This is a genomic window from Stenotrophomonas sp. NRRL B-14846, assembly GCF_050473585.1.
Classification (GTDB): Bacteria; Pseudomonadota; Gammaproteobacteria; order Xanthomonadales; family Xanthomonadaceae; genus Stenotrophomonas.
Window position 1 is genome coordinate 3,474,997 of record NZ_JBFLUN010000022.1, and the last position, 22,477, is coordinate 3,497,473.

Here is a 22,477-nt window from a genome sequence, read left to right on the forward strand (position 1 = left end):
CCCAGCAGTGGTGGCGCGATTCTACGCTGGCCCCGCGCGCATGGCTGGGCCGTGGATCAAGGATCAGCCACAGCCTTCCACATAATCGACCTGCGGGGTCTGCCCGACGCGCCAGGCATTGACCCGGCCATCGGCACCGAGCGCGAAGTCGATCACCGCCCCACCCTCCTGCGCCGGACGCACGCGCAGGTGCTGGGCCTTCTCGTCGTACTTGTCGGGGCCGACGTCACCGCGCTCGGGGTACAGCACCTGCAGCTCGCCCAGGGTCATGCCGACCTTGCCGCCGCCCGGTGCGGCGATGGCCGCGCTGCGCACGTCGTAGCGCACCAGCTTGCGGCCTTCGATCATCAGGCGCGGGTCTTCGGCATCCTGCGGGCGCAGGAAGTAACAGCCGTCGTTACCGTCGTCGGCCGGCAACGGCTTGCCACTGGCGTCGGTGCCCAGGCCCTGCAGCGGCGTGCCAAAACCACTGCGGACCTCGGCGATACCGGCGCCCAGCGTTGCGCCGGCGAATCCGTCCAGGCGTGCCGGGCCCTGCTCGGCGGCCGGGGCCATCGGCGCAGACGTGGCTGCGGTGCCCGTACCAGGGGCAGCGGTGGTCGGCGACGGGGCCTCGGCACTGCGGTTGCAGGCGGTGAGCGACAGCAGCAAAAGACCGGCAATCGGAAGGTGCTTCATCGGTGCGGTTCCCTGGCACGAAGGTAGCTGCACGCTAGCGCAGCACACGTGCAGATGCTGCATTGTCATCGCCGTTTCATCGCCCTCGTTCAGGCTCGGCGTGCACCGACTTGGCTGTCCCTTCCATGCAACCGCGCAAGACCGATCTCGCCCGAACCGCGCTGCAGGCCCACCGCGCGCCGCTGGACATGCGCCAGCGCCGGTTGCTGATCCTGTGCGACGGCCAGCGCAGCATTGCCGACCTGACCGGCCTGCTCGGCCAGGACGCGCCGGCCATGGTCATCCAGCTGGTGCAGGCCGGCTACCTGAGCACCGGTACCGCCGCCGCGGCCCCACCGCCGTCGCCGGCACCCGCGGCAGCGCCGGTTCCGCCCGCACCACCATCCCCGGCACCTGCGGCAACCCCGGCCACCGCAGTGGAGCGCCGCCGCTCGCTGGTAGCTGCGCGCATCTACGTGCTGGGCATCCTGGAAATGCAGCGCCATCCGCAGGCGGCGGCGCTGTTCCGCGACCTGCAGCAGGCACGCGCCGAAAGTGAAGTACTGCAGGTGCTGCACTCGGCGATGCAGATGCTGCCCGGGCTGACCTCGGAGGGCTATTGCCAGCGCGTGCGCCAACGCCTGCTGGAAGCGCTGCCGCTGGAGCATTGCGACGCGTTCGCCGAAGCCGCCTGAAGAAAAAGGGACGGAGGGGATTAAGTCGCAATCAGCACACGTGTGCTGATTGCGACTTAATCCCCTCCGTCCCCTTTTTCGGGTCAGCGGAAGTTGTTGCGCAGGCCGTTCCAGCACTGCTGGTAATCGCCCTGGCGATGGCCAGCGGCCAACGCCTGCGCGGTCGGACGGATCACCGCACGGGTCTCGAACATGAAGGCCATCGTGTCCTTGATCACGTCCGCCTTTGACAGGTCCGCATTGGACGCCTTGTCGAACGTGGGCGCATCCGGGCCGTGGCCGCTCATGCAGTTGTGCAGCGATGCGCCACCCGGCACGAAGCCCTCTGCCTTGGCGTCATACGCACCATGCACCAGGCCCATGAACTCGCTGGCGATGTTGCGGTGGAACCACGGCGGGCGGAACGTGTTCTGCGCCACCAGCCAGCGCGGTGGGAAAATCGCGAAGTCCATGTTGCTGGTGCCAGGCGTGTCGCTGGGCGAATGCAGCACCAGGAAGATCGATGGGTCCGGATGGTCGTAGCTGATCGAACCGATGGTGTTGAAGCGGCGCAGGTCGTAGCGGTACGGCGCGTAATTGCCGTGCCAGGCCACCACGTCCAGCGGCGAATGGTCGATCGGCGCACGCCACAGGCGGCCCTCGAACTTGGCGATCAGTTCGAAATCGCCATCGACATCCTCGAACGCCGCATGCGGGGTCTCGAAGTCGCGCGGGTTGGCCAGGCCGTTGGAACCGATCGGGCCGAGGTCGGGCAGCTTCAGCAGCGCGCCGTAGTTCTCGCAGATGTAGCCGCGGCTCGGGCCATCGGGCAGTTCGACGCGGAAGCGCACGCCGCGCGGGATCACCGCGATCTGCTGCGGTTCGATCTCGATCACGCCCAGCTCGGTCAGCAGGCGCAGCGCGCCCAGCTGCGGCACGATCAGCAGTTCACCGTCGGCGTCGTAGAAGTAGCGGCCGACCATGTCGCGGTTGGCCGCGTAGAGGTGGATGCCCACGCCGGCATGCGCGTCGGGCGAGCCGTTGCCGCCCATCGTGTACAGGCCCTCGACGAAGTCGGTCGGCAGCTCCGGCAGCGGCAGCGGGCTCCAGCGCAGCTGGTTCGGCGAGGCCGGCTGTGCGCCGAAATCACACTGCAGCTGCGACTGCGCGAACGGGGTGAACTCACCATGGGTCACCGCCGGACGGATCCGGTACAGCCAGCTGCGGCGATTGCTGCCACGCGGCGCGGTGAAGGCGGTGCCGGTCAACTGTTCGGCGTACAGGCCGTGGGCCACCTTCTGTGGCGAGTTCTGCCCGACCGGCAGCGCGCCGGCGACGGCCTCGGTGGCGAATTCGTTGCCGAAACCGGACTGGTAGCCGCGGGCGGTGATGGCGGTTGACATGGGGGCTCCTGGGTACGGCGAGACCGGAACGGAAAGCAGCCGAGCATGGCTCGGCTCTACAGATGAGCAGGCGCCGGGCATGACCCGGCGCTACCGTTGAACGTTACAGCACGCCGCGGCGGATCTGGTCGCGCTCGATGCTTTCGAACAGCGCGGTGAAGTTGCCTTCGCCGAAGCCTTCGTTGCCCTTGCGCTGGATGATCTCGAAGAAGATCGGGCCGATGCAGTTCTGGGTGAAGATCTGCAGCAGCTTGCGCTGGTGGGTTTCCGGATCGGCGTCGATCAGGATCTTGTTCTTCGCCAGGCGCGCCACGTCTTCACCGTGGTTCGGCACGCGCTGGTCGATCACGTCGAAGTAGGTTTCCGGCGTGTCGAGGAAGTCCACGCCCTGCGCGCGCATCGCTTCGACGGTCTCGTAGATGTTCTCGGTGAAGCAGGCGATGTGCTGGATGCCCTCGCCCTTGTATGCGTCCAGGTACTCGTTGATCTGGCTCTTCGGGTCAGACGATTCGTTCAGCGGAATGCGCACGATGCCGTCCGGTGCGGTCATCGCCTTGGACACCAGGCCGGTCTTCAGGCCCTTGATGTCGAAGTAGCGGATCTCGCGGAAGTTGAACAGACGCTCGTAGTAATCCGACCACTGCTGCATGTTGCCGAAGTACAGGTTGTGGGTCAGGTGGTCGATGAAGGTCAGGCCGAAGCCCACCGGGTGCAGGTCGGCGCCGGCGATCGGCTCGTAGTCGCCGTCGAAGATGCTGCCGGCGCTGCCATAGCGATCGACCAGGTACAGCATGCAGTCGCCGATGCCCTTGATGACCGGCGCGCTGACCGCCTTGCTGTCCGGCTTGAAGGCGATGGCTTCGGCGCCGTTGCCCAGCGCGGTCTGGTAGACCTCCGCGCCCGGCTTCTTGAAGCGGATGGCAAAGCCGCAGGCGCACGGGCCATGCTTTTCGGCGAAGTCCGAGGCGAACGAATCGGGGTCTTCATTGACCAGGAAGTTGACGTCGCCCTGGCGATAGACGGTAATCGGACGCTGCTTGTGCTTGAGCACCGCGCTGAAGCCCATCTTCCGGAAGTACTCGTGCAGCTCCTGGCCACGGCCGGCCGGGGCGGCGAATTCGACGAACTCGAAGCCGTCGATGCCCATCGGGTTCTCGAAGGTGGTGACCTGCATGCCGGGGTTGGGGTGCGAGGCGGTCGGGACTGCGGTATTCATGGCGTGGCTCCGAATCGGTACCGCATCGGTACAAACCAGGTGCGGGCAGGTAGGGACCCGGCGAGAATGCAGGGTCTGGACCCACCCCTTATAGTTACACTTGAAACCACCAGCAAGGTGCACCGCAACATGAGCCCCGCCGATCCCGTTTCGACCCGCCTGCGTGCCTCGCACGTCCTGCTCGACCTGGAACAGTTCCTGCCGTACCGGCTGAGCGTGCTGTCCAACCGGGTCAGCGGCAACATCGCCAAGCTATACGGCGATCGTTACGGTCTGGCGATCCCCGAGTGGCGGGTGATCACCATCCTGGCGCTGTACCCGGGCTCCTCGGCCAGCGAGGTCTCCGACCGCACGGCGATGGACAAGGTGGCGGTCAGCCGCGCCGTGGCCCGCCTGCTGGAACGCGGTTTCATCAAGCGCGAGACCCACGGCGACGACCGCCGCCGCTCGGTGCTGGCGCTGTCGGCGGCCGGTTTCGAGGTGTACGAGACCATCGCGCCGATGGTGATCGAGATCACCCGCAAGCTGATGTCGGTGCTGAGCGACGAGGAAGAGCAGGTACTGGAGAAGCTGATCCTGCGCCTGGCCGGCGAAGGCCTGGAGCGGATGGGCGAAGGGGTCTGAAGGAAAAAGGGGACGGAGGGGATTAAGTCGCAATCAGCACATGTGTGCCTGATACGACTTAATCCCCTCCGTCCCTTTTTTCAGCTCAGGTGCTTGCGCCGCGCATGGATCCACGGCACCGCCAGCGCGGCGATGGCACCGCCGGCGAAGCCGAGCGAGGCCGCGACGGTGGCGGCTTCGACCGCCCCCGGCAGCGCCAGCGCGGCAGCCACCAGTAGCAGCGACGGCAGGCCGACGAAGGTGCCCAGGAAGAAATGCCAGCGCGGTGACCAGGTGTTGAGCTGCAGCAGACTGACCGGTTGCCAGGCATCCGACGCGGCATCTTCGGCGATCTTCGCCACGACCTTGCCCAGGTCCACTTCCGGCAGCGCGCGTCCCAGGCGAGCGGTCGCCAGCAGCTCCGCAACCGCCTCCACCGGCGGGAAGCTGGATGGCCACGCGGCCGGCGCCGGCACGCCGTAGGCGGTCAGCAGCGGCACGCTCAGCCACGGCGCCACCAGCGGGCGCATGCGGCGGCGACCGTGCACGCACCAGATCTGCGCCTGGCCGTGCGCAGTGACGCTGTACAGCGCCAGTTCGTTGGCCGGCGGGTAGCCGAGCATGGTCACCCGCGCGGCCAGGCTGTCCTGGCCCATCTCACGCAGGAAGCCGGGGCGGCTGCGCCCTTCCTGCATCCACGCCAGGCCGAGTGCACCCACCAGGTAGGCTTCTGCGACGTCCTTGCTGCCGGCAGTGGCGCGTTCGTCACTGGCCAGGTACCACGCCAGCGATTTCGGTTCGGCGACATCGTCCAGGCCCCAGCGGCTGTCGTCACCGAGCACGTGGCGTACCGGCAGCCGCGCCGGTGCGGTCTCACCACGCTCGCCCGGCTGCAGGAACGGCAACACGCCCTGGATGAAGGTGGACAGTTCGATCGCGCGTACGCCATGCCCCTGCCATTCCGGCGGCAGCAACCCGGCCAGCTGGCCTTCGGCAGCCAATGCATCGAGCCTCGATTTCTGCTCGACCAGCTTCTGCACCGCGCCCTTCAGCACCACGTTGTCGGGCAGCGCGATCTGCGGCAGGCGGTGACGCGGCGGCGCCAGTTCGACGGTGTCCTCGCCGGTACCGGCGTCATCCAGCAGCGCCTCCTGCGGCGGCAGGGTCACGCCCTCGCCTGCCCCACCCTCGGCCAGGTCGCTGGCAGGTTCGGGCAATCGTTCGGCGTGGTCGCTGTGCATGGGCGTTCCGGTAGGTTGCGTCGACGGGGCGTCGACTGAGGTCCTTGCCGGTAACGGCGTGCTCACGGTGAAGTTGAGACGCCGATTCAGAGAGTGTGACGGCGCGCGCAGTAGAGCCACGCCATGCGCGGATGTGCCTCAGTGCCGACCAACGGTCGGCACCCACCAGAGCATGCTGACCAGCAGGCGGCACCCATCGAGGTTGCCGGCCAGCGGCCGGCACTACCGGTCAGGCGCCCACTGCTTGAGGAAGGCGGTCACCCGTGCGGCCTGGAAGGCTTCGCCCTTGCGCAGCTCGCTGGTCGCCTGCGACACCAGCAGGCCGCCATCGGCGTCGAGCACCAGCAGGTACGGGTAGTCGCGTTCCATCACCGGGTACTGGCCGAAGAAGGCGGCGTTGGGCTGTTCGTCGCTGGCGTTGACCTTCACCCACACGTAGTGGGCATCGCGGAAGCGGCGCAGGTCGCCGTTGCCTTCCACCATCTCGTCCAGCGCCTGGCAGCGATCACAGGCGGCGTTGCCGACCTCCAGCAGGATGCGCTTCTTGCCGCGCTGGGCTTCCACCTTGGCGGTGGCCAGATCGTCGGCGGGGTCGCGGGCCGGGTCGAACTGCGCGCCGAGCCCGGCGATGGCGGCGATGTCCGCCGCCACCGGGGTGTTGCCCGAGGCCACCGGTTCGCTGGGGTCAGCGACCGGTGGCTCGGTGGGTCGGGTATCCAGGGGCTGCGTAGGCTCGGCAGCGGCAGGCGGTTGCGGTTGGGAACAGGCGCCGATCAGCGCCGCACAGACCACCACCACTGCACTACCGAGCTTGCTACGCATGCCTTCTACCCTCTCATCATCATTTGACGCCGTGCATCAGCTTGTTGATCAGCGGGGCGACCAGGAACAGCACCACGCCGGAGCCGATCAGGGCCCAGAACCCGAAGGTATACCCCTTCAGGGCCGACTCGACCGTCATGCCGCCTTCACCACTGACCACGCCAGCGAAGATGCCCGACAGGTTGTTGCCGATGCCGGTGGACAGGAACCAGCCACCCATGCCGAAGCCGACCAGGCGCACCGGGGCCAGCTTGGTCACCATCGACAGGCCGATCGGCGACAGGCACAGCTCACCCACGGACTGGATGACGTAGACCATGAACAGGGTCCAGAACGGGATCTTGCCGTCCACGACCATCTGCGACAGGGCGAACATCAGCAGCGCGAAGGCAGCGCCGTTGAACAGCAGGCCCAGGCCGAACTTGCGCGGAATGGACGGATTGGCGCGGCCCATGGCCACCCAGATCCAGGCGATGATCGGCGCCAGGGTGATGATGGCCACCGAGTTGACCGACTGGAACCACGCGGTCGGGAAGGTCCAGTCACCGAACTGGCGGTTGACGATGTTCTCGGCCAGGAAGGTGAACGAGCTGCCGGCCTGTTCGAAGAACATCCAGAACATCACGTTGAAGGCGAAGATGATCAGCATGGCGATCACGCGGTCGCGCTGTACCTTGCCCTCGCGGACGCCCTCGACCAGCAGCAGGATGGCCAGGGCGGTGAACATCGCACCCAGGATCCAGGCCAGCGCGGTGGCGCCGGTAGCCAGCAGGAAGTACGCAACCGGGATGGCGACCACGGCACCGGCCAGCACCATGATGATGCGGCCGAAGCCTTCAGCGCCGGCCGGCGGTGCACCGATGCCCTTCAGGCCGGCACGACCGATGTAGAACCACACCAGCGAGATCAGCATGCCCACGCCCGAAGCGATGAACACGACCTTGTAGGACGGCATCGCGTCGGTACCGAAGACCTTGCGGGCCAGGTACTCGGTCAGCACCGGTGCGATCATCGCGCCGATGTTGATGCCCATGTAGAAGATGGTGAAGCCCGAGTCGCGGCGCTCATCCTTCAGGCCGTACAGCTTGCCGACCATGGTCGAGATGTTGGGCTTGAACAGGCCGTTGCCGACGATGATCGTGGCCAGGCCGAGCTTGAAGATGTGCTCCTGCGGCAGCGAGATCATGAACAGGCCGGCGGCCATGATGATCGCGCCGGTCAGGATCGAGCGCTGGTAACCCAGTACCCGGTCGGCCACGTAGCCACCGAAGATCGCCGCGGCGTACACCAGGGCCAGGTAGGCGCCATAGATGCGGCTGGCGTCGCCTTCACCGGCAGCGCTGCCGTTGTAGAACTGGGCGACGATGTACAGCACCAAGGCCCAGCGGATGCCGTAGAACGCAAAGCGCTCCCAGAACTCGGTCATGAACAGCATCCACAACGGGCGCGGGTGGCCCAGCGTGGTCTTGAAGTCCGGCAGCGCCGGCTCTGGGGTGTTCGCAGTGGCGTTTACGCTCATGCGGATTTCCTGGTTCGGTGGATGACGAGCACGTCCGATGTGCAGTTGGAGCAACGCGCGAGGATCACCGACTTCTGGCGTTCACGTCAAATACACGCCGTTTGAGGCAGGTCACGGCCTGCTCGCTGAACTTGCATCTGAAACGATCCAGCCAATCGCCGGGGTCAAAGCTGAATGGGGGTCAGCCCAGATCTGCCGGGGGCGCTGCCTGCAGGCTGGTGCGCACCTGGAACAGTTCGGGGAAGAAGGTCAGCTCCAGCGCCTTGGCCAGGAAGCCCACGCCGGATGAGCCACCGGTCCCGCGCTTGAAGCCGATCACCCGCATCACCGTGCGCATGTGTCGGAATCGCCACAGCTGGAAGGCGGTCTCCAGGTCCACCAGGTCCTCGCACAGCGAATACTCGCGCCAGTAGCGGTCGGTGTCCTGGTAGATGCGCTCGAAGACCGGCTGCAGTGCGTCGTCGGCCACATGCGGCTGGGTCCAGTCGTGGGATTCGTACACCGCCGGCACGGCATGGCCGAAGCGGGCCAGGTACTTCAGGAATTCCTCGTACAGGCTGGGCGCTTCCAGCACGATGCGCAGCTGCGCCTGCCCGGCCGGGTCATGCTCGAACACCTGCAGCATCTGCGCGTTCTTGTTGCCCAGCAGGAACTCGATGTAGCGGTACTGCAGCGACTGGAAGCCCGAAGACGGGCCCAGCACGTCGCGGAAACCCATGTATTCGGACGGGGTCAGCGTTTCCAGCACCGACCACTGCTCGGTGAGCTGGCGCAGCACCTGCTTGCTGCGCGCCAGCACCTTGCGGCACTGCCAGACTTCATCGCGCTGCAGGAAGCCGATCGCCGCGCGCAGTTCGTGGCCGAGCAGCTTCAGCCACAGCTCCGAGGTCTGGTGCTGGATGATGAAGAGCATCTCGTCGTGGTGCGGCGGGCTGGACAGCGGCTGCTGCGCGCTGAGCAGCTGGTCCAGCCGCAGGTAGCCGCCGTAGGTCAGGCGTCCCTGCAGGTCGGTGTGGATGCCGGCTTCGAGATCGCGTTGGTTGTTGTCGACGGACATGGGCGGGACCAGATCGGGGGCGGCAAGGGTAGCGCGTTGCCGCCGCGCTGGCAGCCGCCGGGTCCATACCGGGGCGTGCGGTTGGTCGTGGAGCATCGGCCGATGCCGGGCCTGCGCGTGGAACCGTCCAGGCCGTTGTACTGGCGGTCAGCCAGAGGCGTATTCTGATGCTTTGCAGCAACGACTGAATACGTTGTTGTTATTGGCCCCCCACCCGCCGGCAGGGGTAAAACGGGGAATCGCCGTGTTGCGGCGCAGGAAGGCTATTCCGTACGCGTTCCTTAACATGGCGATTCATATCATTTGTAACTTCTCTGTCGAAGGTGCAGTACGCAATGACGGTTGCCGCTGAATTCAAGATCGAATACCTGCAGTACCTGGACGCGGACGGCAAGCTCGTCCGCGATGACCTGCCCGCGTCGCTGCGCGACCCCAAGGTCCTGGTACCGCTGTTCAAGCAGATGCTGTTCGTACGTACGTTCGACAGCAAATCCATTGCGCTGCAGCGCACCGGCAAGCTGGGCACCTATGCCGCCTGCCTGGGCCATGAAGCCGCGCACGTGGGTATCGGCGCTGCGATGCAGAAGGACGACGTATTCGCGCCTTCGTACCGCGAGTATGGCGCGATGTTCATGCGTGGCGTGCGCCCGCACGACGTGCTGATGTACTGGGGCGGCGACGAGCGCGGCAACGACTACGGTGGCAACGCGGCCAAGGACTTCCCGTTCTGCGTGCCGATCTCCACCCAGTGCCTGCATGCCGCAGGCGCCGCGCTGAAGTTCAAGCTCAACAAGGAACCGCAGATCGCCGTGGCGGTGTGCGGCGACGGCGGCAGCTCCAAGACCGACTTCTACGCGGCACTGAATTCGGCCGGCGCCTACAAGCTGCCGCTGATCCTGTGCATCGTCAACAACGGCTGGGCCATCTCGGTTCCGCGTTCGGCCCAGACCGGCGCCGAGACGCTGGCGCAGAAGGGCCTGGCCGGCGGCCTGCATTGCCTGCAGGTGGACGGCAACGACCTGATCGCGGTGCTGGCCGCCATGGAGCAGGCGCGCGAACGTGCGCTGGCCGGCGACGGCGGCACCGTGCTGGAACTGATGACCTACCGCCTGTCCGACCACACCACCGCCGATGACGCACGCCGCTACCGCGACGACGCCGAAGTGAAGGATGCCTGGCAGCGCGAGCCGATGCTGCGCCTGCGCAAGTACCTGATCAACGCCGGCGTGTGGAGCGAGGAAGAAGAAGGCGCCTGGACCGCCGAGTGCGGCGCGCGCGTGGACGAGGAAGTGAACCTGTACCTCAACACGCCGGTGCAGCCGGTCGAGGCGATGTTCGACTTCCTGTATGCCGATCCGCCGCCGGACCTGCTGGCCCAGCGTGCCCAGGCGATCGCCCTGGAGAAGCGCCATGGATGAGATCAAGAACGGCGCGCCCGGCGCGCACACCAACGCCGCCGACAGCGCCGCCGTCGCGCGCGGAGAAGAGAGCATGACCACCACCCCCATCACCCTGATCGAAGCCATCACCCAGGCACTGGCCTGGGAGCTGGAGCACGACCCGTCGGTGCTGGTGCTGGGCGAGGACGTGGGCGTCAACGGCGGCGTGTTCCGCGCCACCGCCGGCCTGCAGCAGCGCTTCGGCTCCGAACGCATCCTCGACACCCCGCTGGATGAAACCACCATCGCCGGCCTGACCATCGGCCTGGCCGCGCAGGGCATGAAGCCGGTGGCCGAGGCCCAGTTCGACGGTTTCATGTACCCGATGGTCGACCATATCGTCTGCCACGCCGCACGCCTGCGTTACCGCACGCGTGGCCGCCTGCACTGCCCGATGGTGCTGCGCGTGCCGTGGGGCGGTGGCATCCGCGCGCCGGAACACCACAGCGAAGCCAACGAGGCGATCTTCACCAACGTGCCGGGCCTGCGCGTGGTGCTGCCGTCGTCGCCGCAGCGCGCCTACGGCCTGCTGCTGGCCGCGATCCGCGAGCCGGATCCGGTGATCTACATGGAGCCCAAGCGCATCTACCGCCAGTACAAGGAAGTGGTGGTCAACGACGGCGAAGCCTTGCCGCTGGACGTCTGCTTCGTGCTGCGCGACGGCACCGACGTGACCCTGGTGACCTGGGGCGCGCAGGTGAAGGAAGCGCTGGAAGCGGCCGACAAGCTGGCCGGCGAAGGCATCAGTGCCGAAGTCATCGACGTGGCCACGCTGCGTCCGCTGGACTTCGCCACCATCGCCGAATCGGTGGCCAAGACCGGCCGCTGCGTGATCGTGCAGGAGGCCCCGAAGACCGCGGGCTTCGGCGCCGAGATCGCCGCGCGCCTGGCCGAGGAATCGATCTACGACCTGCTGGCCCCGGTCGAGCGCGTCACTGGCTACGACACCCACATTCCGCTGTTCCGCCTGGAAATGAAGTACCTGCCGAGCGTTGAGCGGATCGTGGCTGCGGCCAAGCGCGCGGTGGCGGCCGGCTGACATGCGGGCCCGCCTTCTGGGGGCTTACCGCAGCCAGTATCCCAACCCGCTCCGGTTCCACACCGGCCAGATCGTCGAAGTAGGTGTCCGTGACGAGGAATGGCCGGCGTTTGCCTGGGTACGCACCAACGATGGGCGCGCTGGATGGGCGCCCATCGCCTGGTTGCAGCTGCTGGACGAGGGTCGCGCCGAAGCGCTGTGCGACTACGACGCCCGCGAGCTGGATGTGGAAAGCGGCGAGATGGTGAAGCTTCATCACGAACACGGCGGGTGGTGGTGGTCCGAGCGCGCCAATGGCGCGACGGGTTGGCTGCCGGCCCGCGAACTGGAACTGCTGGAAGAGAACTGCAAATGAGCCAGACCAAGAACTTCAACCTGCCCGACCTGGGCGAAGGCCTGCCGGACGCGACCATCGTCGAGTGGTTCGTCAAGGAAGGCGATGTGATCAAGCTGGACGAGCCGCTGGTCTCGATGGAGACCGCCAAGGCCGTCGTCGAAGTGCCCTCGCCGTTCTCCGGCAAGGTGCTGAAGCTGTCCGGCGCCGCAGGCGACATCATCCCGACCGGCTCGGTGCTGGCCAGCTTCGCGCTGGACCCGAACCTGCCGCAGCGAGCCGATGGCCAGGACACCGGCCACAGCCATGGCCACGCTGCACCGGCGGCCGCACCGACCCCGCCGCCGCTGCCGGCCGCCGCTGCACCGGTGGCCGCCGAAGCCGCCAAGCCGGCCGCTGCCGAGCGTGATGACGCCGGTACCGTGGTCGGCGCGATGCAGAGCTCCAATGCCGTGCACGCCGAACAGGCGCTGGCCGTCGGTGGCGTCAAGGCCGTGCCGGCCGTGCGTGCGATGGCGCGCAAGCTGGGCGTGGACCTGAGCCGCGTGGCCGCTACCGGTACCGATGGCGCGGTCACCATGGCCGACGTCAAGCAGGCCGCCGCCAACGGCACCGCCAAGCTCGGCGCCGCGCCGGCACCGGTTGCCGCTGCTGCGTATGCCGCGCCGGCCCCGGTGCAGGTGTCGGCCCCGGTGCAGAGCGAAGCGCGCACCCCGCTGTCTGCCGCCGGCAAGCCGATGCGCACCCAGCCACCGGGCGTGGTCGCCAAGGGCCAGCCGGAACCGCTGAAGGGCGTGCGCCGCAACATGGCGCGCGTGATGGCCGATGCGCACAGCAAGGTCGTGCCGACCACGCTGAACGACGACGCCGACATCCACGCCTGGCTGCCGGGCAACGACGTCACCGCGCGCCTGGTGCGCTCGATCGTGGTCGCCGCGCAGAAGGTGCCGGCGATGAACGCCTGGTTCGACGGTGAGGCGCTGACCCGTACCCTGCACGCGCAGGTGGACATCGGCATCGCCGTGGACACCGACGACGGCCTGTTCGTGCCGGCACTGCGCAACGCCGACATGCTCGACGCACGCGGCATCCGCGAAGGCGTCAACCGCCTGCGCGAGCAGGTGGAATCGCGTTCGATCGCCGCCTCGGAACTGAGCGGCTACACCATCTCGCTGTCCAACTTCGGCATGTTCGCCGGCCGCTACGCGACCCCGGTCGTGGTGCCGCCATGCGTGGCCATCGTCGGTGCCGGCCGTGCCCGCCACCAGATGACCCCGGTGATGGGCGGCGTGGAAGCGCACAAGGTGATCCCGCTGTCGGTCACCTTCGACCACCGCGCAGCCACCGGCGGCGAAGCCGCACGCTTCCTGCGCGCGATGATGGACGACCTGGCGCTGGCCAGCTGATCAGGTGGGTGCCAACCTTGGTTGGCACATGAATTGAAAAGAACGCCGGGCACTGCCCGGCGTTTTTTTATGCCTGCATCCACGCATGGCGTGGATCTACACAATGTAGGCGATCAATCGCGCGCGACCATGCCCTCGGCGCGGCTGTACACGCGCAGGCGGTGACCATCAGGGTCGGCACCGACGAAGGTGTGGCCGAACTCCAGTGTCACCGGTGCCTGCAGAATCTGCACGCCGAGGCCGCGCCACGCATCGTGCATCTGCTGCACGGTCTCCGGGTTGGCGACCACCATCGCCAGTTCGGCGGCACCGGCCTGTGCGGACACCGGCGGCTGCACGTCGTCGCGTTGCCACAGGCCCAGTGCGGCGCCATCGCCGAGCAGGAACAAGGCAAAGCCGGGCGACTGCTCGACCGGTGGCTTGCCGAGAATGCCACTGTAGAAAGTGGCGCTGGTGGCGACGTCGCGCACGTACTGCAGCAGGGTGCTGGGCGTGAACATGGGGAACCTCCGTTGTTGGGAGCGTTCATGGTGGTACGGCCCTGCTGACAGATTCTGTCAGTAGCCTCGAGCGTGATCGACTGCTGTTGCCCCTGCCTTGGTAGAGGTCGAGCTTGCTCGACTGCTGTTTGCGAAGATCAAAGGCGGTCGAGCAAACTCGCCCCCTACCAGGAGCAAAGAGCGAAGGCCGCCCTCCCCCAGAAGCAGGAAGCGAAGCACAGAAGCAGTCGAGCAAGCTCGACGCTAAGAACGGTCCAGCCAGTCCGGTGCGATGCCCTGCGCCTTCTGCCAGCGCCGCAGAAGGGTGGCGCGTGGCACGAGGTAGTGATCCTCCAGCACACGCACCTGGCGGATGCGATCCAGGCGGAAATGACGGAAATCCTCGCGGCTCTCGCACCACGCCGCCAGCATCGGCACTTCATCGAAGTAGCCCAGCGCGAACGGCCAGACAATGCGCTCGGTACGTTGGCCCTGCGCATCCTGGTAGCCGAACTGCAATCGTTGTTGCGCGCTCACCGCTTCGCGCACGGCCTGCAGGCGTGCAGGCGGCACCTTGGCTGCCGCACGCGAGGGACCCACGCGCAGGCCACTGTCACGCAATGCCTCGCGCCGCGCGGCAGGCAATACATGCGCGATGCGCGCCAGGGCATCACGCGCGGCCTCGGCCAGCGCAGGCTCGGTGCGCGCCGCAACCCAGCGCAGGCCCAGCACCAGCGCATCGATCTCGGCGGGTGGCAGGGTCATCGGCGGCAGGGTATCGCTCGGTGCCAGCTGGTAGCCGACGCCGGCCTCACCACGCAGGTCGGCGCCTTGCTCGCGCAGGGTCTCGATATCGCGGTACAGCGTGCGCAGGCTGATGCCCAGCGCTTCGGCCAGCACCTGCCCCGCGACCGGCCGCCGATGGCGGCGCAGCAACTGTTGAAGCTGGGTCAGGCGCAGCGCACGCGACATCAGCCGACCAGTGCGCTGGAAGTCACCACGTGCTCGCCCGGTTGCGGGGCCAGCGCGGCTTCGACCAGTGCTTTGGCGATCTCGCTGGCCGGATTGATCCGCCACGCGCGTGGCAACACCGGCCCCAGCGCACCAAGCACCGTCAGGGCCAGGCGCTCACCACGTCGCACCTCGTTGCGCTCACCCCCGATCAGCCCCGGGCGAACCAGCGTCAAGGAGGCGAAGCCCAACGCGCGCAGATCACGCTCCAGCTCGCCCTTCACCCGGCTGTAGAAGATCGACGACTGCGGGTTGGCGCCGGCTGCGGAATTCAGCACATAGGTCTGCGCACCCTGCGCCTGCGCCAGGCGGGCGAACGCCAGCGGGTAGTCATGGTCGATACGGTGGAAGGCCTCGCGGCTGCCGGCTTGGGCAATGGTGCTGCCGAGCGCGCAGATGACCGCGTCCACGCGCGTCCACTCGGGCGAGGCAGACAGCGCATCGAAGGCCAGCACCGGGTTCTCCAGCTTGGCGTGGGCCACAGCCAACGGGCGGCGGGTCGGCGCGATCACGGCGCTGCAGCGCGGGTCGTCCAGCAGCCTGGACAGGGTCAGCCCGCCGACCAGCCCGGTCGCCCCCAGCAACATCACGCGCATCACCACCTCCACTGCGGCATCCTGTCGCCCATCCTAGCCGTTCAAGCCGTCGGCGGCCGCGCCGATATGCTGGAACCAGTCCCTGCCAGCCCCAGGATTTGCTCCATGACGGACCAGCCCGACCACCGCCCTGCCCCCGGTACCGCCCTTGGGCCGCCGGCACGCGTGCGCGCGGTGGTGGACGATGGGCTGGGCGACCGCGTGGTGCTGCAGGGTGGCGGTGGCGTGGCCCTGCAGCAGCTGTTCGCCGGGGCCGACGCACCGGAGCCGCTGCTGGCCGCGTTCGCCAATGGCATGGCCACCCTGCCCGGCGAACTGGGCGACATGGGCGACCGCCTGCAGTCGGCGCAGGCCAGCGCCGATTGGCCGCGCTATGGGCGCGCAATGCGGCAGCTGATCGACAAGTACATCCGCACCATCGAACAGCATTCGCCGGATGGGCAGCCGGAAAGCCTGCGCCTGTCCGAGCAGCTGCGGCTGCTGCTGGGCGGCGCGGTGGTGGCCCTGCTGCAGCACGACCCCGATCTGCGCGAACAGGCACAGGCACTGGCCATGCACCTGCGCCAGTGGCAGCCGGGTACGGCGCTGGAACCGATCGAACAGGGCGTGCGCGAACTCGGCCACCAGGTCGGCGTGCGTGCCGAGAGCTGGCAGGAGCAGCAGGCATTGCTGCTGGAACTTTTTGCGTTGCTGCTGGAGAACGTGAGCGAGCTGCTGGATGACCGCAGCTGGCTGCAGGGCCAGATCGCCGCGGTGCGTCAGCTGCTGGACGGGCCGCTGGAAGCTGAAGCGGTCGAGCGCACCCGTGCCGAATTGCGCGAAGTGATCTACAAGCAGGGGTTGCTGCGCCAGGGCATCGACGATTCGAAGGCGGCGATGCGCGGGCTGATGGGCGAGTTCATCGAGCGCATGGATGGCATGGCCACCAGCACCGGTGAGTACCACGACCGCATCGGCAGCTACGCGCTGCAGCTGCGCGAGGCACGCAGCATCGCCGACCTCAATCAACTGCTGCAGGACGTGATGCGCGACACCGGCAAGGTGCAGCAACAGGCTGCACAGGCGCGCGATCACCTGGCCAACGCGCGCCAGGAAGTGGAGCGTGCAGAGCAGCGCATCGCCGAGCTGGAGCAGGAACTGCGCGCGGCCGGTGACCTGGCGCGCATCGACCCGCTGACCCAAGCGCTGAACCGCCGCGGCCTGGACGAACTGCTGCAACGCGAGCTGGCCCGTGCCGCACGCAACAACTCGCCGCTGGGCGTGGCAGTGATCGATCTGGATGATTTCCACCAGACCAACGATGCACACGGCCATGCCGGTGGTGATGCACTGCTGCAGCACCTGGTGGCCGTCTGCAAGCTGCTGCTGCGCGCCACCGACGGCATCGCGCGGCTGGGTGGCGACGAGTTCGTGCTGGTGCTGCCGGAGACCCAGGGCGCCGACAGCATGGCCACCGTGCAGCGCCTGCAGCGTTCACTGGCGCATCGCGTGCTGACCGTGCAGGACCGGCGCGTGCCGGTGCACTTCAGTGCCGGGTTGGCGCAATGGCAGCCCGGCGACGATACCGAGGCCCTGCTGCGTCGCGCGGATGATGCGCTGTATGCGGCCAAGCGGCAGGGCAAGAACCGGGTGCAGGCGGGCTGATCGTGGCGTGGGGTCAGATCCCTTTTCCACAGGAAAAGGGATCTGACCCCGACGATCAGCGAGATTACTTCCCGCGCAGCTTCTGGAATCCAGTCACCGCCGCCAGCACGATGGCACCGGCGATGATGCCCACCACCATGTTGGCCACGGCGCTGATCAGCCAACCCCACTGCCCCTCGCCGCCCAGCGCCTGCACCGCGTGGTGCAGCGCCGGTACGTTGTGCACCAGGATGCCGCCACCGACCAGGAACATGGCGATGGTGCCGGCCACCGACAGGAACTTCATCAGCCACGGTGCCGAGGCGACCAGGCCGCGACCGAAGGCGGCGATGGCCCCACCCTTGCGCGACAGGTACAGGCCCACGTCATCGAGCTTGACGATGCCCGCCACCAGTCCGTAGACGAAGACCGTCATCGCCAGCGCCACCACCGCCAGGGTAATCACCTGGTTGGCGAACGGTGCGGTGGCGACCACGCCCAGGGTCAGCACGATGATCTCGGCCGAGAGGATGAAGTCGGTGCGGATCGCACCCTTCACCTTGTCCTTCTCCCACGCGACCATGTCCACCTGCCCGTCGGCCAGCGCCTTGCGACGCTCGGCCAGGCGCTCGGCATCGTCGTCAGCCGAATGCAGGAAGCGGTGCGCCAGCTTCTCTACGCCCTCGAAGCAGAGGAAGGCACCACCGATCATCATCAGCGGCACGATCAGCGGCACGTTCCAGCCGCGGCTGTGCAGCCAGGCTTCCAGCGCACTGATCGCCAGGGCCGCCGGCACCAGGATCACCTTGTTGACCAGCGAGCCCTTGGCCACCGCCCACACCACCGGCAGCTCGCGGTTGGCGTTGACCCCGGTCACCTGCTGCGCGTTCAGCGCCAGATCGTCGCCGAGCACGCCGGCGGTCTTCTTCGCGGCGACCTTGGTCAGCACCGAGACATCGTCGAGCAGGGAGGCGATATCGTCGAGCAGGGCAAACAGGCTGGCACCGGCCATGGGGCGTCCAAGAAAGGGAATGAGCGGATTCTGACCGATAGCGGGGCAGCTGCGGAAGCGGTCGGATTCACCGCGTGCCTACCGCCCCCCGGCGACACTGCGTAATCCGGACATTGCCGGCCAGCGGCCGGCACTACCTGTATTCGTCGCATGGGAGTGTCGCTTGAGCAATCCGCCCACCGCCAATGGCAACCCTCCGCTGGTCAAAGGCATGAACCGGCGCAGCCAGATCCTGCGCCTGCTGATGCGCTACCGCCATTCGGGCGTGTTCTCGGGCATGAACCTGGACGCGGCCAGCAACCAGGCCGACGTGCCCGCCGATGGCAACCCGGAACAGTTCGTCAGCGACCTGGAAGCGCTGGGGCCGACCTTCGTCAAGCTGGGCCAGATGCTGTCCACCCGCCCGGACATGGTGCCGGTGGAGTTCGCCACCGCGCTGGAGCGCATGCAGGAAAAGGTGGCCGAGATCCCGGTCGAGCGCATCCACGCCATCGTCGAGCAGGAACTGGGCGCGCCGGTGAACAAGCTGTTCGCTGCGTTCGATCCCGAGCCGCTGGGCTGTGCCTCGATCGCGCAGGTGCATCGCGCGGTGCTGCACGATGGCCGCCAGGTGGCGGTGAAAGTGCAGAAGCCCGAGGTCGCCGCGCAACTGCGTTCGGACCTGGAGGCGCTGCGCAGCTTCGCCCTGGCCGCCGACCACCTGACCCAGGTCGGTCGACGCGTGCGCCTGCGCGACTGGCTCAACGAGTTCGCCAAGACCCTGATGCAGGAGCTGGACTATCACGCCGAGGCCGAGAACCTGGCCCGTTTCGGCCGGCACCTGAAGCCGTTCCGGCGGCTGTGGATTCCGCAGCCGCTGTGGGATTACAGCAGCCAGCGCGTGCTGACCATGGAACTGGCCACCGGCGTGCGCGTGGATGCGATTCCCGATGTGCGCCGCACCGAGCAATCGATGGACCCGCTGGCGGCGGCGCTGATCCGGGGCTACCTGGACCAGATCTTCGTGCATGGCGAGATCCATGCCGACCCGCACCCCGGCAACCTGCGGGTGATGCCCGATGGACGGCTGGCGATCTTCGACCTGGGCATGGTCGCGCACATGCCGCCGCGCCTGCGCGAGCGCCTGCTGAAGATCCTGTTCGCTGCCGTCGATGGCCGCGGCGAAGAAGTGGCCGACGACCTGATCAGCATCAGCACGCGGCTGGAGGCGTTCGATGAAGAGCGCTACCTGCGCGAGACCGGCCAGCTGATCGCGCGCTACGCCGCCAGCGGCAGTTTCTCCGAAGGCCGCGTGGTGCTGGACATGGTGCGCATCGCCACCGCCTGTGGCCTGCGCACGCCGCCGGAACTGAGCCTGCTGGGCAAGGCCCTGCTCAACCTGGAAACCGTGTGCCGGCTGCTTGCACCCGAGCTGGAAACCCGCCGCATCGTCGAGCGCCAGCTGCAGCACGTGATGCGCGCACGCCTGAAGAAATCGCTGTCGGCCGCCAACATCGCCAGCGAGGCGATGGAGCTGCAGCAGCTGCTGCGCGATGGGCCGCGCAAGCTGTCGGACATCATGGCGCTGCTGGCCGAAAACCGCCTGCAGATGAAGGTCACCGGCCTGGAAGAATCACGGTTGATGGAGAACCTGCAGAAGATTGCCAACCGCGTGGCGGCCGGCATCATCAGCGCCGCATTGATCATGGCCGCCGCGATGATGATGAAGATCGACACCGGCTGGCACCTGTTCGGCTACCCGCTCATCGCCCTGATACTGCTGTTCATCGGCGTGGTGCTCGGCCTGGGCATCGTGACCAGTGCCTTGCTGTTCGACCGTCGTGCGCGGGCACGCGAAGAACGCGGACATCGCTAGCACATCGACGAAAACACCCGTATTCATGCGGTTTTTAATGCAATCCAACGAAGCCTTTCACGCTCGTTTTACCTTCTGAGCGCGATTGCGCGCGCGTCATTTCAACAAACATTTCAGTCAGGTTCGTGCATGCACTATCAGGTCATCGGCCTGTCATGTGCATGTGCTTGTGGCAGCGCCGGTCGGATCGACACGCGTCGGTACGACGTCCATCACCACCACCCCGTCACTGCCGAAGCTGCCTATGCTCTGGATACTGCTGCTGTCGTTGTTGCTGCTGTGCTGGTTGTTCCTCGCGTCCGACAAGTGGGTGTGGTGGAAGGCCGGTGCGTTCTCGCTGCTGCTGCTGATGCTCAGCGCGTGGTGGCTGATCGACAAGCTCTCCGGTGATGGGCTCAATGCCGCCACCCTGTACCACCTGGGCGCCGACATGGAAGGCGCCGGTGTCTCCGATTTCAAGGGCTATATCGCCGGCTTCATCGTACTGGCGCTGGTCTCGCTGCTGCCGCTGTTCGCCACACGGGTGAAGCGCTGGCGCCGGCCCGGCCACGGTGGCGCGTTGTTCGCCGGTTTCGCGGCCGTGTGGGTGGCCACGATCCTGATCAGCCCGCTGGCCCGCGACGGCCAACGCCTGTACCAGCAGCTGCGCCCGGTCGACTTCGCCCGCATTGCCCCTGAGTACGAGGTGCCGACGCAGCCGCTACAGCGCCCGCGCAACATCGTCTGGATCTACGGCGAAAGCCTGGAACGCACCTATCTGGACGAGGCCGTGTTTCCCGGCCTGATGCCCAACCTCAACCGCCTGGCGTCCAAGTCGCTGGACGTACGTGGCCTGGCTTCGGCCGAGGGCAGCGGCTGGACCATCGCCGGGCTGGTCTCGTCGATGTGCGGCGTGCCGCTGACCACCTCGCAGGGCGATGAGAACAGCATGGACCGCATGGGCAGCTTCCTGCCCAAGGCGGTCTGCCTGGGCGACTACCTCAAGCAGCAGGGCTACACCAACCACTATCTGGGTGGTGCCAACGGCCAGTTCGCCGGCAAGGGCCAGTTCCTGGCCAGCCATGGTTTCGATGAAGTGCATGACCTGGCGTGGTTCAAGCAGCAGAAGAAGATCGGCCGCATCCACTACTCGGCCTGGGGCGTGCACGACGACGTGCTGCTGGACACCGCCTACCAGCGCTTCGAACAGCTCTCGCGTGCGGGCTCACCGTTCATGCTCACCACGTTGACCATGGACACCCACCATCCGGCCGGCCACCTGCCGGTGTCGTGCAAGGGCGAGCGCTACCAGAGCCAGTACGGCAACATCAACATGCTCAACGCGCTCAAGTGCAGCGACCGGCTGATCTCGCAGCTGGTGCAGCGCATCCAGGCCAGCCCGTACGGCAAGGACACGCTGATCGTGATCGCCTCCGACCACCTGGCGATGCCCAACGATCTGACCCACATCCTGACCCGGCAGAAGCGCGAGAACCTGCTGCTGTTCCTCGGCGATGGCATTGCCCCGCAGCAGCTCAGCGCCGACGCCGGCACCACCCTGGATTCGGGTGCGACCCTGCTCAGCCTGCTGGACCCGAACCTGAAGACGATGGGCTTCGGCCGTTCGCTGATCGACAGCCAGCGCGCGCCCAGCGCCAGCGTGGCAACCCAGCGCGATGGTGGCCGTGACTATCCGCAGTACCTGGCCTTCGCGCGTTCACTGTGGCTGGGCGAACCGACCCGCGAGCTGAAGATCGATGGTGATGACCAGGTGGTGGTCGGCCTGCAGCACGTGCAGCCACCGGTACTGCTGGAGTACGACAAGGACTGGGGGTTGAAGTCGGTGTACCTGGAGAACACCTCGCGCCAGTTCGATGATGCCAATCCGGACAACACCCTGGCCTACGTCGACCGCTGCACCGCATTCGAGGATGGCTCGGCCGACGGCGACTGGTGCGCCCTCCTCGTCAACCGCGACAACGGCATCAAGCTGTACCGCGACAACGACCTGCGCGGCGGCATCGCGGTGGATGCACCGCTGGATGCGTTCCAGGGCCCGCGCCCGAGCGTGCGCCAGGCACACATGATCACCCAGAAGGGCCGCCGCACCCGTGCCGGCCAGTACATGCTGCAGCTGGTGGCGAGCACGCGACCGGATCGTGGTTTCTGGATCGAGGCGGTGTCCTCGCAGCGCAAGGTGGTGCTGGCCCAGCAGTGGGTGCAGCCCGATGCCAACGGCAAGATCAACGTGTCGTTCGGGCTGGACCACGAAGTGGATGATCTGGAGATCCGCGCGTGGTTGAACCACGCCGAGAAGCTGGCGGTGGACACGTTCGCACTGGTGCCGTCGCGCAGCCGACCACGAGGATAGGGTTCTTTGCAGGGCTGCGCCCTGCACCCGCGGTAGTGCCGGCCGCTGGCCGGCAACCTCAGAAGCAACAGCGTGCATTCTGTGGTTTGGTGGGGCGGTGTCGGAGTGCGGGGACGCCGTGAACCCATCCCTGGGGGCTTG

19 protein-coding genes and 1 pseudogene are annotated in these 22,477 nt (G+C 67.1%); 9 read left to right on the forward strand and 11 right to left on the reverse strand.

Going from position 1 to position 22,477, the window contains the following annotated elements; all coding sequences use genetic code 11:
* Positions 1 to 63 precede the first annotated feature (63 nt).
* Positions 64 to 678, reverse strand: coding sequence for a hypothetical protein (locus tag AB1281_RS18235; protein WP_430346594.1), 615 nt, complete (start codon positions 676 to 678; stop codon positions 64 to 66).
* Between the two features lie 125 nt (positions 679 to 803).
* On the opposite strand from AB1281_RS18235, the gene AB1281_RS18240 reads away from it, so the two are divergent.
* Complete coding sequence (locus tag AB1281_RS18240; protein ID WP_430346595.1) at positions 804 to 1,352, forward strand: hypothetical protein; 549 nt, start codon at positions 804 to 806, stop codon at positions 1,350 to 1,352.
* A gap of 83 nt (positions 1,353 to 1,435) precedes the next feature.
* Here AB1281_RS18240 and hmgA read toward each other — a convergent pair whose 3' ends face one another.
* On the reverse strand, positions 1,436 to 2,734 hold the full coding sequence (hmgA, locus tag AB1281_RS18245) for a homogentisate 1,2-dioxygenase (RefSeq protein ID WP_430346596.1): 1,299 nt from the start codon (positions 2,732 to 2,734) through the stop codon (positions 1,436 to 1,438).
* A gap of 103 nt (positions 2,735 to 2,837) precedes the next feature.
* The gene (gene hppD, locus AB1281_RS18250) at positions 2,838 to 3,950 is read right to left on the reverse strand and encodes a 4-hydroxyphenylpyruvate dioxygenase (protein WP_014038757.1); all 1,113 of its coding nucleotides are present in this window, start codon (positions 3,948 to 3,950) and stop codon (positions 2,838 to 2,840) included.
* Between the two features lie 129 nt (positions 3,951 to 4,079).
* On the opposite strand from hppD, the gene AB1281_RS18255 reads away from it, so the two are divergent.
* The gene (locus AB1281_RS18255; RefSeq protein ID WP_042359011.1) at positions 4,080 to 4,574 is read left to right on the forward strand and encodes a MarR family winged helix-turn-helix transcriptional regulator; all 495 of its coding nucleotides are present in this window, start codon (positions 4,080 to 4,082) and stop codon (positions 4,572 to 4,574) included.
* Positions 4,575 to 4,654: 80 nt separating this feature from the next.
* Here AB1281_RS18255 and AB1281_RS18260 read toward each other — a convergent pair whose 3' ends face one another.
* From AB1281_RS18260 to AB1281_RS18275, 4 genes are all read right to left on the reverse strand, one after another.
* Complete coding sequence (locus tag AB1281_RS18260; RefSeq protein ID WP_430346597.1) at positions 4,655 to 5,794, reverse strand: hypothetical protein; 1,140 nt, start codon at positions 5,792 to 5,794, stop codon at positions 4,655 to 4,657.
* Positions 5,795 to 6,016: 222 nt separating this feature from the next.
* On the reverse strand, positions 6,017 to 6,616 hold the full coding sequence (locus AB1281_RS18265; protein ID WP_430346598.1) for a thioredoxin family protein: 600 nt from the start codon (positions 6,614 to 6,616) through the stop codon (positions 6,017 to 6,019).
* 19 nt (positions 6,617 to 6,635) lie between these two features.
* The gene (locus AB1281_RS18270) at positions 6,636 to 8,135 is read right to left on the reverse strand and encodes a peptide MFS transporter (protein WP_087923848.1); all 1,500 of its coding nucleotides are present in this window, start codon (positions 8,133 to 8,135) and stop codon (positions 6,636 to 6,638) included.
* Positions 8,136 to 8,316: 181 nt separating this feature from the next.
* Positions 8,317 to 9,192: a tryptophan 2,3-dioxygenase gene (locus AB1281_RS18275; protein ID WP_430346599.1), complete on the reverse strand. Its 876-nt coding sequence runs from the start codon at positions 9,190 to 9,192 to the stop codon at positions 8,317 to 8,319.
* A 335-nt stretch (positions 9,193 to 9,527) separates the two neighbouring features.
* Here AB1281_RS18275 and pdhA point away from each other — a divergent pair, with 335 nt between their 5' ends.
* From pdhA to AB1281_RS18295, 4 genes are read left to right on the forward strand one after another with little or no spacing between them, the layout of a single operon-like run.
* Positions 9,528 to 10,610: a pyruvate dehydrogenase (acetyl-transferring) E1 component subunit alpha gene (pdhA, locus tag AB1281_RS18280; RefSeq protein WP_430346600.1), complete on the forward strand. Its 1,083-nt coding sequence runs from the start codon at positions 9,528 to 9,530 to the stop codon at positions 10,608 to 10,610.
* A complete protein-coding gene (locus AB1281_RS18285; protein ID WP_019338598.1) occupies positions 10,603 to 11,670 on the forward strand; it encodes an alpha-ketoacid dehydrogenase subunit beta in 1,068 nt (355 codons plus the stop codon). The genes pdhA and AB1281_RS18285 overlap by 8 nt, the downstream gene beginning before the upstream one ends.
* A gap of 1 nt (position 11,671) precedes the next feature.
* Positions 11,672 to 12,025 carry an SH3 domain-containing protein gene (locus AB1281_RS18290; RefSeq protein ID WP_005411349.1) on the forward strand — a complete coding sequence of 118 codons (354 nt, stop codon included), beginning with the start codon at positions 11,672 to 11,674 and terminating at the stop codon, positions 12,023 to 12,025.
* Positions 12,022 to 13,410, forward strand: a complete 1,389-nt coding sequence (locus AB1281_RS18295; protein WP_430346601.1) for a dihydrolipoamide acetyltransferase family protein — start codon at positions 12,022 to 12,024, stop codon at positions 13,408 to 13,410. The genes AB1281_RS18290 and AB1281_RS18295 overlap by 4 nt, the downstream gene beginning before the upstream one ends.
* Before the next feature lie 113 nt (positions 13,411 to 13,523).
* On the opposite strand, the gene AB1281_RS18300 is transcribed toward AB1281_RS18295, so the two are convergent.
* The 3 genes from AB1281_RS18300 to AB1281_RS18310 form a co-directional block, all read right to left on the reverse strand.
* Positions 13,524 to 13,910: a VOC family protein gene (locus AB1281_RS18300; RefSeq protein WP_430346602.1), complete on the reverse strand. Its 387-nt coding sequence runs from the start codon at positions 13,908 to 13,910 to the stop codon at positions 13,524 to 13,526.
* A 243-nt stretch (positions 13,911 to 14,153) separates the two neighbouring features.
* The gene (locus tag AB1281_RS18305; protein WP_430346603.1) at positions 14,154 to 14,861 is read right to left on the reverse strand and encodes a helix-turn-helix transcriptional regulator; all 708 of its coding nucleotides are present in this window, start codon (positions 14,859 to 14,861) and stop codon (positions 14,154 to 14,156) included.
* Complete coding sequence (locus tag AB1281_RS18310) at positions 14,861 to 15,496, reverse strand: NAD-dependent dehydratase (protein ID WP_430346604.1); 636 nt, start codon at positions 15,494 to 15,496, stop codon at positions 14,861 to 14,863. The genes AB1281_RS18305 and AB1281_RS18310 overlap by 1 nt, the downstream gene beginning before the upstream one ends.
* Before the next feature lie 105 nt (positions 15,497 to 15,601).
* On the opposite strand from AB1281_RS18310, the gene AB1281_RS18315 reads away from it, so the two are divergent.
* Entirely contained in the window at positions 15,602 to 17,140 is a 1,539-nt protein-coding gene (locus AB1281_RS18315; protein WP_049440020.1) for a GGDEF domain-containing protein, read from the forward strand.
* A 64-nt stretch (positions 17,141 to 17,204) separates the two neighbouring features.
* On the opposite strand, the gene AB1281_RS18320 is transcribed toward AB1281_RS18315, so the two are convergent.
* The gene (locus AB1281_RS18320; RefSeq protein ID WP_430346605.1) at positions 17,205 to 18,131 is read right to left on the reverse strand and encodes a DUF808 domain-containing protein; all 927 of its coding nucleotides are present in this window, start codon (positions 18,129 to 18,131) and stop codon (positions 17,205 to 17,207) included.
* A gap of 208 nt (positions 18,132 to 18,339) precedes the next feature.
* Here AB1281_RS18320 and AB1281_RS18325 point away from each other — a divergent pair.
* Positions 18,340 to 19,986: pseudogene (locus AB1281_RS18325) on the forward strand (ABC1 kinase family protein); the annotation flags it as partial.
* 244 nt (positions 19,987 to 20,230) lie between these two features.
* Positions 20,231 to 22,336, forward strand: coding sequence for a phosphoglycerol transferase I (locus tag AB1281_RS18330; RefSeq protein ID WP_430346606.1), 2,106 nt, complete (start codon positions 20,231 to 20,233; stop codon positions 22,334 to 22,336).
* Positions 22,337 to 22,477: the final 141 nt, after the last annotated feature.